The sequence below is a fragment of the Micromonospora sp. ATLC20 genome (assembly GCF_057196585.1).
Genome location: NZ_JBXUOV010000188.1, coordinates 1 through 10,959, shown reverse-complemented (window position 1 = coordinate 10,959; position 10,959 = coordinate 1). Strand labels below are relative to the sequence as shown.

General features: G+C 74.0%; 13 protein-coding genes and 1 tRNA gene. 7 read left to right on the top strand and 7 right to left on the bottom strand.

Annotation, left to right across the window (positions count from 1 at the left end):
* A partial coding sequence (locus AC2CHG_RS26580) for an expansin EXLX1 family cellulose-binding protein (protein ID WP_484525816.1) occupies window positions 1-868 on the top strand: 868 nt, incomplete at its 5' end.
* Between the two features lie 153 nt (window positions 869-1,021).
* Here the strand turns inward: AC2CHG_RS26580 and AC2CHG_RS26575 are convergent.
* The 3 genes from AC2CHG_RS26575 to bcp form a co-directional block, all read right to left on the bottom strand.
* Window positions 1,022-1,549, bottom strand: coding sequence for a GNAT family N-acetyltransferase (locus tag AC2CHG_RS26575; protein WP_484525815.1), 528 nt, complete (start codon window positions 1,547-1,549; stop codon window positions 1,022-1,024).
* 64 nt (window positions 1,550-1,613) lie between these two features.
* A tRNA-Leu gene (locus tag AC2CHG_RS26570) sits at window positions 1,614-1,699 on the bottom strand.
* Window positions 1,700-1,800: 101 nt separating this feature from the next.
* Window positions 1,801-2,271, bottom strand: coding sequence for a thioredoxin-dependent thiol peroxidase (bcp, locus tag AC2CHG_RS26565; protein ID WP_366621728.1), 471 nt, complete (start codon window positions 2,269-2,271; stop codon window positions 1,801-1,803).
* A 123-nt stretch (window positions 2,272-2,394) separates the two neighbouring features.
* On the opposite strand from bcp, the gene AC2CHG_RS26560 reads away from it, so the two are divergent.
* From AC2CHG_RS26560 to AC2CHG_RS26545, 4 genes are read left to right on the top strand one after another with little or no spacing between them, the layout of a single operon-like run.
* Window positions 2,395-3,114, top strand: coding sequence for an energy-coupling factor ABC transporter permease (locus tag AC2CHG_RS26560; RefSeq protein WP_402809948.1), 720 nt, complete (start codon window positions 2,395-2,397; stop codon window positions 3,112-3,114).
* Entirely contained in the window at window positions 3,111-3,548 is a 438-nt protein-coding gene (locus tag AC2CHG_RS26555; RefSeq protein WP_402809945.1) for a PDGLE domain-containing protein, read from the top strand. The genes AC2CHG_RS26560 and AC2CHG_RS26555 overlap by 4 nt, the downstream gene beginning before the upstream one ends.
* Before the next feature lie 2 nt (window positions 3,549-3,550).
* Window positions 3,551-4,321: a cobalt ECF transporter T component CbiQ gene (cbiQ, locus tag AC2CHG_RS26550; RefSeq protein WP_262014839.1), complete on the top strand. Its 771-nt coding sequence runs from the start codon at window positions 3,551-3,553 to the stop codon at window positions 4,319-4,321.
* Window positions 4,318-5,079 (top strand): energy-coupling factor ABC transporter ATP-binding protein, encoded by a 762-nt coding sequence (locus AC2CHG_RS26545; protein ID WP_484525814.1) that lies wholly within the window; start codon window positions 4,318-4,320, stop codon window positions 5,077-5,079. The genes cbiQ and AC2CHG_RS26545 overlap by 4 nt, the downstream gene beginning before the upstream one ends.
* 473 nt (window positions 5,080-5,552) lie before the next feature.
* Here the strand turns inward: AC2CHG_RS26545 and AC2CHG_RS26540 are convergent, their stop codons facing one another.
* From AC2CHG_RS26540 to AC2CHG_RS26525, 4 genes are read right to left on the bottom strand one after another with little or no spacing between them, the layout of a single operon-like run.
* Window positions 5,553-6,641 carry a hypothetical protein gene (locus AC2CHG_RS26540; protein ID WP_484525813.1) on the bottom strand — a complete coding sequence of 363 codons (1,089 nt, stop codon included), beginning with the start codon at window positions 6,639-6,641 and terminating at the stop codon, window positions 5,553-5,555.
* On the bottom strand, window positions 6,638-7,354 hold the full coding sequence (locus AC2CHG_RS26535; protein WP_262014836.1) for a thioredoxin domain-containing protein: 717 nt from the start codon (window positions 7,352-7,354) through the stop codon (window positions 6,638-6,640). The genes AC2CHG_RS26540 and AC2CHG_RS26535 overlap by 4 nt, the downstream gene beginning before the upstream one ends.
* Complete coding sequence (locus tag AC2CHG_RS26530; RefSeq protein ID WP_366621738.1) at window positions 7,347-7,874, bottom strand: MauE/DoxX family redox-associated membrane protein; 528 nt, start codon at window positions 7,872-7,874, stop codon at window positions 7,347-7,349. The genes AC2CHG_RS26535 and AC2CHG_RS26530 overlap by 8 nt, the downstream gene beginning before the upstream one ends.
* A 30-nt stretch (window positions 7,875-7,904) precedes the next feature.
* Window positions 7,905-8,492, bottom strand: coding sequence for a sigma-70 family RNA polymerase sigma factor (locus AC2CHG_RS26525; protein ID WP_262014834.1), 588 nt, complete (start codon window positions 8,490-8,492; stop codon window positions 7,905-7,907).
* 222 nt (window positions 8,493-8,714) lie between these two features.
* Here AC2CHG_RS26525 and AC2CHG_RS26520 point away from each other — a divergent pair, with 222 nt between their 5' ends.
* Window positions 8,715-10,382 carry a copper resistance CopC/CopD family protein gene (locus tag AC2CHG_RS26520; protein ID WP_436971638.1) on the top strand — a complete coding sequence of 556 codons (1,668 nt, stop codon included), beginning with the start codon at window positions 8,715-8,717 and terminating at the stop codon, window positions 10,380-10,382.
* Between the two features lie 16 nt (window positions 10,383-10,398).
* Window positions 10,399-10,959 (top strand): YcnI family copper-binding membrane protein (locus tag AC2CHG_RS26515; protein ID WP_484525812.1); only part of this gene is annotated, 561 nt, incomplete at its 3' end.

The window sequence follows — 10,959 nt, the reverse complement described above, 5'->3', positions numbered from 1 at the left end:
CGCCTGCGCCGCCCCGGCTGGGCGCGCTGCCGTGGCCGCTCTTCCGCCCGCCGTTCTGCCGCCCGGCGCTGCCCTGCCGGTGGCTGCGGCCCCGCCCGTCGGTGGCGCGACGCACAGCGGCAAGGCCACCTTCTACGACTCCGAGGGTGCCGGCGGCAACTGCTCCCGGCCCGCCGCGCCCGCCGACCGGATGTACGTCGCGCTCGGCCCGAGCGAGTACGCCTCCGGCGCCTCCTGCGGCGGCTTCCTCGACGTCACCGGCCCACGCGGCACCGTCCGGGTGCTCGTGATGGACCAGTGCCCGGAGTGCGCACCGGGCCACCTCGACCTGTCCGCCGAGGCGTTCGCCCGGATCGCCGACCCGGTGCAGGGAGTGGTTAAGGTCAGCTACCGCGCGGTGGTGAACCCGAGGCTGCCCGGCCCGCTCACCTTCCGGATGAAGGAGGGCTCGTCGCAGTGGTGGTTCGCCGTCCTGGTCGGTGACCACGGCAACCCGCTGCGCTCGGTCGAGGTGCGGCAGAACGGCTCGTGGCGGGCGGCGCAGCGGCAGGACTACAACTACTGGCTGATCCCGTCCGGAGCCGGTCCCGGCCCGTACGAGATCCGGGTCACCGACGTGTACGGCCACCGCGTGACGGCCACCGGCGTCCGGATGCTCCCCGGCCAGGTGCAACGCAGCAAGACCCGCATGTACGGCGCCGATCCCGCCACCCCCAGGCCGACCTCGAAGAAGCCGACCCCGACGCCCAGAACCTCCACCCCAGCGGCCCTCCCGCAGCAGTCCACCCCCGCGGCCCTCACTCCACCCCCGGCGGACCCTGTCATGCAGGCAGCCGCCGCCCCTCCCACCCCCGCTCCCTGCTCCTGACCCGCCCTCGCCTCTGCCTCGCCCGCCCCAGCTCGTTGATCTTGCACTTGCGGCCCTCAGTTTGCCCTGGATGCGGCTTTCGCGGGGGCAGAAAGTGCAAGATCAGCGAGGCGGGCCAGGGCAGGGTGGGGTGACGGCGTGGGGGCGTGGGGGTCAGTGCGGGGTGGGGAGGTCCAGCCACATGAGGATCTCGTCGCGGGCGTCGGTGGGGGACAGGCGCAGTGCGGCGGGGAGGCGGCCGATCTCGCGGTAGCCGAGGCGCTTGTAGAAGCGGTCCAGCCCCAGGCCGTCGCGGACCGTCACGTGCAGCGCCGCCAGCCCGAGGCTGCAGGTGATCCGCTCGGCCTCGCGCATCAGCGCCGCGCCGTGGCCGCGTCCCTGCGTGTCCGGGTGCACCATGACGCGCTTGAGCACCCGCCAGTGCGTCTTGAGGTGGAACCGGTTGTCGGCGATGACCAGCACCGCGACCAGCTTCTCGCCCTCGTAGCCGGCGAGCAGCCGGTCCGGCCCGTCCGCCACCTCGTCGAGCGTGGAGGTGGCGAGCGGGCGTACGTCGTCGGCCGTCACCGGGGCGACGAAGCCGACGGCGCCGCCGGCATTCGTCACGTCCACCCAGAGCGCGATGATCTGCTCGCGCAGTTCGGGAGTCAGGTCGGGGTCGAGTACGAAGCGCAGGTCCACGACGTCATCCTGCGCGTGACGACGTGGCCTGGACCCGCGTTCGTGATGCGGGTGACACAGTTGATGGTGCGGGAGGGGGGTTTCGAACCCCCACGTCCTCTCGGACACAGGCTCCTAAGGCCTGCGCGTCTGCCGTTCCGCCACTCCCGCCGACCCGCTGAGTTTAGAGCGTCGCGCCGGAGCCGTGTGTACTCCGGGCCGCGACCGGCCGCGACGCGACGAGCCGCGACGAGGCAGCCCGTCCGGCGACCTCAGTCGAGGCCGAGGTCCCGGCGCAGCTTGGCGACGTGACCGGTGGCCCGCACGTTGTAGAACGCCTGCTCGATCTTGCCGTCCTCGTCCACCACGAACGTCGAGCGGATCACCCCGGTGACGGTGCGGCCGTACATCTGCTTCTCGCCGAAGGCGCCGTACGCGGTCAGCACCGCCTTGTCCTCGTCGGAGACCAGCGGGAACGTGATGGCGTCCCGGTCGCGGAACTTGGCGAGCTTCGCGGGCTTGTCCGGCGAGATGCCCACCACCTCGTAGCCGGCGGCCTGGAGGGAGGCGAGCGAGTCCCGGAAGTCACACGCCTGCTTCGTGCAGCCGGGCGTCATGGCGGCCGGGTACGCGTACAGGATGACCTTGCGGCCGCGCAGGCCGGCCAGGGACAGCGTGCCGCCGTCGTCGGTGGGGAGGGTGAAGTCGGGGGCGGGGTCGCCGGGCTTGAGGCGGTCGGTCATGGCGGTGACGATACCGCCGGGCCGGTACGGTCGGCGGGCGGCGACGCGCGGGCGCGGTGACGGCCATCATGAGGTTGTTGCCAGATATTGGCAACAGCGCCTTCCTGGAAATACGCTGAGCGCGTGGACACCCTGGCGATGCACATCTCCAACGGGATCATCAACGGTCCGGTCGCTGCGATCTTCGCGGCTCTCGCCCTCGCCGCGCTCGCCTTCTGCGTGCTGCGGGGCCGCGCCGACCTCGACGACCGGCTGGCCCCGATGGCCGGGCTGGTGGCGGCGTTCATCTTCGCCGTGCAGATGCTCAACTTCCCGATCTTCACCGCCGGGGTCAGCGGTCACCTGCTCGGCGGGGCGCTGGCCGCGCTGCTCGTCGGCCCCTGGGTCGGCGCGCTCTGCGTCGCAGTGGTGCTCGTCGTGCAGGCGCTGGTCTTCGGTGACGGCGGGGTGGCGATGCTCGGCCTCAACATCACCAACATGGCGCTGCTCGGCACCGCCGCCGCGTACCTGCTGATCGCGCTCCTGCTGCGCGTGCTGCCGCGCACCCCGGCCGGCCTGGCGGTGACCGCGTTCGTGTCCGCGCTGGTCAGCGTGGTGGTCGCGTCCCAGGGCTTCGTCCTGCAGTACTGGCTGGGCGGCACCACCGACCTCGGCGGCAACCTGACCGGCCTGGCCGGCACCATGGCCTTCGCCCACCTGCTCATCGGCATCGGCGAGGGCCTGATCACCGCGACCACTGTGGTCACCGTCGCCAAAGTCCGGCCCGACCTGGTGTACGCGCTGCGCGCCCTCAAGCCGGCCACGCCGGCTCCCGCCGTCCCGGTCGCCGGAGGTGCCCGATGAGCAAGCGTCACTGGCCGTTCCTGCTCGGCGGTCTGCTGATGGCCCTGCTGCTGGCGGGCGTGGTCAGCAACTACGCCTCCTCGCACCCGGACGGCCTCGACTCCTCGCTGCTCAAGGGCTGCACCGTCAACGCCGACGACGAGATCACCGGCGGCAACTGCCCGGCCCAGCAGGCCAAGGACCACGAGCTGGCGGACAGCCCGCTCGCCGACTACGGCGTACGCGGCATCGGCAACGACTTCCTCTCCACCGGCCTGTCCGGCGTACTCGGCGTGCTGCTCACCTTCGCGCTCGGCGGCGGCCTGTTCTGGCTGGCCCGCCGCCGCGGCCCCGCCACGCCCGTCACGTCCGCCGGGCCCGGGGCGCGTGACACGACCACCGCGACCACCGACCCGGCGGGCGACGCAGCGACCCCGTCCACCGGCACCCGCTGACCATGGGCGCCGGGCACGCGCACGTCCTCTACCGCGAGTCCGGCTCGCCGGTGCACCGCCTCCCGCCCGAGGTGAAGATCGCCGCGATGGTGCTGTTCACCATCGCGGTGGTGGCGACGCCCCGGGAGGCGTACTGGGCCTTCGGCGGCTACGCGCTCCTGGTCGCCGCGGTGGCCGCGCTGGCCCGGGTCGGCCCGCGCTGGCTGCTCAGCCGGGCACTGATCGAGCTGCCGTTCGTGCTGTTCGCGTTCGCGCTGCCGTTCCTCGGGGCGGGGGAGCGGGTCGAGGTAGCAGGGCTCGCCCTGTCCGTCGACGGGCTGCACGGCGCGTTCAACATCCTCGCCAAGGGCACGCTCGGCGTACTCGCGTCGCTCCTGCTGGCGGCGACCACGACGACGCGTGACCTGCTGCTCGGCCTGGACCGGCTGCGGTGCCCGCAGATCCTCACCCAGATCGCCACGTTCATGCTGCGCTACCTGGAGGTGCTCGTCGGCGAGGCCCGCCGGATGCGCGTGGCGCGGGTGTCGCGCGGCGACGACCCACGGTTCCTGTGGCAGTTGCGCGGCTTCGCGGCCGGCGTCGGCGCGCTGTTCCTGCGCGCGTTCGAGCGCGGCGAGCGGGTCTACCTGGCGATGCTCTCGCGCGGCTACACCGGCCGGATGCCGGCGGTGTGGCAGGGGGCCGGCGCGGCCACCGCCGGCCAGTGGGCGGCCGCCGCGACCGTCCCGGCGATCGCGGCCACCATCGCCGCCGTCGCGCTCGTCCTGCAATGATCGGGTACGTGCAGCAGCCGCCCTCCCTCGACGTCAACGGCGTCCGGTACGCGTACCCGGACGGTCACGTCGCCCTGCACGGCGTGGACCTGACCGTGCCGCGCGGCGATCGGGTGGCGCTGCTCGGGCCCAACGGCGCCGGCAAGACCACGCTCGTGCTGCACCTCAACGGCATCCTCACGCCGACCGAGGGCACGGTGACCGTCGGCGGCCTGACCGTCAGCCGGGACCGGGACACGCTGGCCGAGGTACGCCGCCGCGTCGGCATCGTCTTCCAGGACCCGGACGACCAGCTGTTCCTGCCCACAGTCGCCGAGGACGTGGCGTTCGGCCCGGCCAACCTGGGCCTGCGCGGGGCCGAGCTGGCCGCCCGGGTCGACGAGGCGCTCGCGGCGGTCGGCATGAGCGAGCATCGGGACCGCGCGCCGCACCACCTGTCGTTCGGGCAGCGGCGCCGGGTGGCGGTGGCGACGGTGCTGGCCATGCGCCCGGAGATCCTGGTACTGGACGAGCCGTCGTCGAACCTCGACCCGGCCGCCCGGCGGGAGCTGGCGGAGATCCTGCGCGCCCTGCCGGTGACGTTGCTCATGGTCACGCACGACCTGCCGTACGCGGCCGAGCTGTGCCCCCGCTCGGTCATCCTGGACGGCGGCCGCATCGTCGCCGACGCCCCCACCGCAGACCTCCTGTCCGACGAGGCGCTGCTGACCGCCCACCGCCTGGAGCTGCCTTACGGCTTCACCCCCCGCCCCACCTGACCCGCCCCTCCCGCCCTCCTCCGCCGCGATCTTGCACTTTCCGTCCGGGCATTCTGGACAAAAGACGCAAGCCCGGGGCGCTAACTGCAAGATCGCGCCGCCCAGGGGTGAGTGCGGCGGGAGTGGAACGTGATGGGTGTGCCGGGGGCGTTTTGGCACCCGTGGTGTTCCACTCGGGCGTGCCCGGCGCTCGCAGCGCTCGGTGATCTTGCGGTTGTGGCCCGGGAGATGTCGTGAACGCCGTGGATGCTGGGGCGGGAGGTGCGAGATCGCGGTGTCTGGGGGTGGGTGGGCGGAGGTTCCTCGTTCGGCCGGGCTGCTGTGGCGAGCGCCTCCCGTTACGTGAGATTGGTGTTCCGCGTGGTGGGAGCAGTGGAGATCTTGGTAGGAAAGGGCCCCTATGGGGGCCGTTTGGTACCAAGATCTCGCCGCGCCGCGCCGCGCCGCGGGGCGGGGCGGGCGGGGTGGGCGGGTCAGGGCGTGGGGGTTGGGTGGGGGGTGGGGCGGGCTGCTCTTGCGGCGGTGCGCAGGCGCAGCAGGCCCGCCGCCACCGCGCCGGCACCCGTCGCCAGGCCGAGCACCACCAGCACCCGCACCAGCGTGGCCGGGCCGGCGGCCGGGGGGATCGAGCGGGACAGCGCGGCCAGGTTCGTCGCCCCGGCGAACAGCGTGAGGCAGGCGCCTGCGAGCGCCAGCACGAAGTCGGCGGCCGGGCGGCGGGCCAGCGCGTACCCGCCCGCGGCGAGCGCGCCGAGCCCGGTGAGCAGCGTCCACACCTGGCCGGTGACCAGCTCGGCGAGCGTTCCGCCGACGCCGGGCGCGCCGGTGTCCAGCGCGCGGGCGACGGTGAGCGCCACCGTGGCGGCGCCGCCCAGGGCGAGCAGCGCGCCGACCGCGCGCAGCGCCCGCATCCCGGCGGCGGTGCCACCAGGTGCCAGCCCGGCCGCGCCGATCAGCAGGAAGCCCAGCGTGGCGGCAACCCACCAGGGGTACGGGTCGGGCGGCGGCACCCAGTCCAGCGTGCCGCGTACGGCTCCGGTGGTGTCACCGGCGCGCAGCGGCACCGCCCAGTCGCGTACCCGGTGTTCCCGGTCCGGGTCGGCGGCGACGGCGGCCGGCGGAGCCTCCTCCCGCCACAGCGTGCGCTGGTCGTGCCAGCGGGCGGTGGGGCCGTCGTCGATCCGCCGCCAGTCGGGCGCGGCGGCCGGGTTCGCCTCGGCCGGCAGCCGGGTCTCCCCGGCCAGCGTCCGGTTCAGGTAGGTGGAGGGGGAGCGGGTGTTCTCGTACACGCCGCCCGGGCCGATGCGCAGGTACGGCTCACCGGAGTAGCCGAGCACGGTGACCTCGGCGCCGGTGTCGTTCGTCAGCTCCAGTCGTGCGCCGGCCTCCACCATGCGCGCGGTGAGGCCGGGCCGATCCGGGTCGACGCCGCTGATCGTGGCGCGGTAGTCCGTGCCGTCGGGCGCGTCCGCGCCGTGTGCGGCGGCCGGCGCGGCGAGCGTGAGCAGCGCGGTGGCCGCGACGGCGAGCACCAGCGCGGCCCGGCGCAGGGGTGCGATCACTTGCCGGCCGCCTCCACCGCCGACTTGATCCCCTCGGGGCTGCGGTCCTGGAGCTCACTGCCGTTGACCTTGATGGTCGGGGTGCCGGTCACGCCGGCCTTGCTCGCCTCGTCGGTGACGTGCTCGGTCCACGACCGGTACGTGCCGTCGGAGACGCAGGAGGCGAACTCGTCCCGGTTCAGTCCGACGCCCGCGCCGATGTCGACGAGTTCGTCGTTGCTGAGCCCGGCGCCGCCCTCCGGCGGCTGCTTGGCGAAGAGCTGGTCGGTGAACTCGCGGAACTTGCCGCCCTGGGCGGCGCAGCCGGAGGCGGCCGAGGAGCGGGTCGAGTATTCGGTGGTGGAGAAGCGGTTCAGGAACGCCACCGGGTGGAACACCAGCTTGGCCTTGCCCTCACTGACGAGCTGGTTGAGCGTCTCGCCGTTGACCTGCTGGAACTGCTTGCAGGCCGGGCAGAGGTAGTCCTCGTACAGGTCGATGGTGACCGGTCCGGTGCCGAGCACGATGCCGGTGCCGGCGTCGTTGGCCCCGGGCGGGGCGGTGAACTCGTCGGACTTCTGGCTGGAGTAGACCGCCCAGCCGATGCCGCCGGCGATGACGAGCACCAGCACCGCGGCGATCGAGGTCCAGAGCGTCCGCTTGCGCCGCTTCTCCCGGGCGATCTGCTCGCGTACGACCCGGGCCGCGTCCTTGCGCCCCTTGCGACTACTCATCGGTGTCCTCCACGGTGTCGTCGCCCGCCAGCCACCCGTCCACGGAGAACGGGGTGCGGGGCCAGATCAGCAGGAACCCGGCGAGTACCAGGAACCCGAGGTCCCGGAGGATCTCCGGGAGGTAGCTGGGCGTCTGGCCGGCGGCGAGCTGCCCGCCGCTGCCGAAACACCCGCAGTCGATGGCCAGGCCACGGGCCCAGGCCGAGGCGATGCCGGCGATGAAGACCACGAGCAGCGCCGCTGAGACGCCGGCGCTGATCCGGGTGGCGAGCCCGGCGAGCAGCAGGACGCCCAGGGCCAGCTCGACGAACGGCAGCGCCGCGCCGATCACCGTGGCCACGTCGTACGGCATCACCTGGTACGCGTTCACGGCCCGGCCGGAGGCGGCAAGGTCGCCGGCCTTGGTGCCACCGGCGATCAGCCACACGGCGGCCAGTCCGAGGCGGGCCGCGACGCCGAGCCAGGGCCGCAGGGCCGGCCAGCGGCCCGCCCGGGGTGAGGGGGAGGGGGTCACAGTCATTCGTCGTCCGAGCGCCACGAAAGGTTCCCGCTATCCGGCCAACGTGTCGCCGACGGCGTCGACCAGTTCGTCGCGGGCGCGGGCGACCCGGGAGCGGATCGTGCCCACCGGCACCCCCTCCACGTCGGCGGCCTCGGCGTACGACAGGCCGAGCAGTTGGGTGAGCACGAACGCGGAGCGCCGCTCGGCTGGCAGCCGGCGGACCAGGTCGGTGGCGCCGAGCTGCCCGGCCGGGTCCGGGTACGGGCGGTCGGTGGCGGCCTGGGCGGCGAGCCGCGCGTCGAGCCGGCGGCGGCGTACCACTGTGCGCAGGTGGTCGGCGCAGGCCCGCCGGGCGATGCCGAGCAGCCAGGTCCGCACGCTGGAGCGCCCCTCGAAGCCGGGCAGCGCCCGGAACGCCCGCAGGTACGTCTCCTGGGTGAGGTCGTCCGCGGTGTCCGGGTCGACGAGCGCGGCGGCGAAGCGCCACACCTCGGCCTGGGTGGCCCGGACGAAGGCGGCCTGAGCGTCGCGGTCGCCGTCGCGGGCGGCCAGCGCCCAGCCGGTGGCCGCGTCCCGGGCAGCGTCGGGCGCCGACACGGGGCGGTCGGCGGCGGTGTCGCGCGGGCCGGGGATCACGTCACCCGAGGTTACGCGGCGTACCTGGAGGGGACAGGGTCCTTCGACCCATTCCGTGGTCCCGCACACGCCGGGAACTTTTCCCGCCCGCCGTCCGACTACCCTCCCATGACCTCCGAGCAGGCCCGGCGTGGCGCGCGCCGCCGTGCCGGGTGGGCGCTCGGTCACGCCCGCCCGAGACCGGCTCGCCGGACCCGCCCCGGTTCGGGAACCATGGCGGTCATGACTGCTGCCGTACGCCGCCCGTCCCGGGCCGTCGCCGCCCGCTCCGGGGCCGCCGCCGGGCTGCTGCTCCTGCTGGTGGCCCTGCTGCTCGCCCCGGCCTCCCCGGCTGCCGCCCACGCGGTGCTGGTGAGCAGCAGCCCGGCCGCCTCCGCCGTGGTGCCCGAGGCGCCCGCGCAGGTGGTGATCACGTTCAGTGAGGGCGTCCGCAAGGTGCCCGGGAAGGTCCGGGTGATCGCCCCCGACGGTTCGCGCGCCGACCGGGGCGAGCCGACGTTCCAGGGCGCCGAGGTCACCATCCCGGTGGACCCGTCCGGCGGGCGCGGCACCTACCTGGTGAGCTACCGGGTCATCTCGGCCGACAGCCACCCCGTCTCCGGCGCCTTCACCTACTCCGTCGGCGCACCGTCCGAGCCACCCACCGACAGCGGTTCGGACAACCGGGCGAACCCGGTCACCGAGAACGCGGTGAAGGTGGCGAAGTACGCCGGCTACGTCGGGTTGCTGCTGCTCGTCGGCCCGGCGCTGGTGCTCGCCGCGCTCTGGCCGCGCCGGCTGTCCCGCCGGGGTCCGGCGCGGCTGGCCTGGACCGGGCTGGGCCTGCTGGCGGTGGCCACGGTGGCGGAGGTGTGGCTGCAGGTGCCGTACGTCAACGGCGGCGGCCTGTTCGACGTGACCGGCTCCGGACTCAGTGACGTGCTCGGCAGCGCCTACGGCACCACGCACCTGGTCCGGCTGGGCCTGCTCGCGGCGGCGGCGTTCCTGCTCCGGCCGCTGTTCGCCGGCCCGATCGGCCGTACCGACGGGATCATCCTGGCGGTCCTCGGCGGCGCGGCGCTGTTCACCTGGCCGCTGGCCGGGCACGCGGCGGCCTCGCCCGCGCCCGCGGTGTCGGTGGTGGTGGACGCGGTGCACCTGGGCGGCATGGCGGTGTGGCTGGGCGGCCTGGTCATGCTCGCGGTGTTCCTGCTGCGCCGGGCCGACGAGCGCGAGCTGGACGCGATTCTGCCGATCTGGTCCCGCTGGGCCGCGCTCGCGGTGGCCGCGCTGCTGCTGGCCGGCACCGTGCAGGGCCTGATCGAGGTGGCCGGTCTGCAGGCGCTGTTCGACACCACGTACGGCCGGCTCCTGCTCGCCAAGATCGCGCTGTTCGTGCTGGTGATCGGCGTGGCCGCGTACTCCCGGGCGCTGGTGCGGCGGCGGGTCGCCGCCGGCCGGCCGGGCTCGATGCGGCGGGCCGTGGTGGCCGAGCTGGTGATCACGGCGGTGGTGCTGGGCGTGTCGGCGACGCTCGTGCAGACCACCCCGGCGCGTACCGCCGCCGCGAACGTCGCGGGCGCCGAGCAGGGCTACTTCTCGGCCACGCTGAGCAGCCCGCTCTACTCCCTGGAGGTCCAGGTGGACCCGGCCGAGACCGGCAACAACTCGATGCACCTGTACGCCTACACCAAGGACAGCCGCCCGCAGCCGGTGCAGGAGTGGAAGGTCACCGCCGCGCTGCCGTCGGCCGGCATCGAGCCGATCACCGTTCCGCTGCTGCCGCTGAGCGACAACCACGCCACCGGCGAGGTCAACCTGCCGGCCCGGGGTGACTGGCAGGTGCGCATCACCGTCCGCACGACCGACATCGACCAGGCCACGGTGACCGCCACCGTGCCGATCAAGTAACGGAAGGTCCCATCTGATGATCCGTCTCCGGCGCTCCGCGACAGTCGCCGCGCTGACCCTCACCGCCGTCGCCACGGCCGTGCTCGGCGTGGCCGGTCCGGCCGCGGCGCACGTCACGATCAACCCGGCCGAGGGTACGCAGGGCGGCTACGGCCGGTTCGCGTTCCGGGTGCCGAACGAGAGCGACACGGCGTCTACGGTCAAGGTCGAGGTGAACCTGCCGGAGAACGCCCCGATCGGCTCGGTCTCCACCATGCCGGTGGCGGGCTGGACGGTCGCGGTGGAGAAGCGCAAGGTCGACCCGCCGATCGAGGTGCACGGCAGCCAGCTCACCGAGGCGGTCTCCAAGCTGACCTTCACGGCCGCGCCGAACGGCGGCGTGAAGCCGGGCGAGTTCCAGGAGTTCCCGGTGTCGATGGGCCCGCTGCCGCAGGCCGACACGATGGTGTTCAAGGTGCTCCAGACGTACTCCGACGGCAACGTCTCCCGGTGGATCGAGGAGCCGACGCCGGGCGCGGAGGAGCCGGAGAACCCGGCGCCGGTGCTCAAGCTGGCCGCGGCGGCGCCCGCCTCGGCG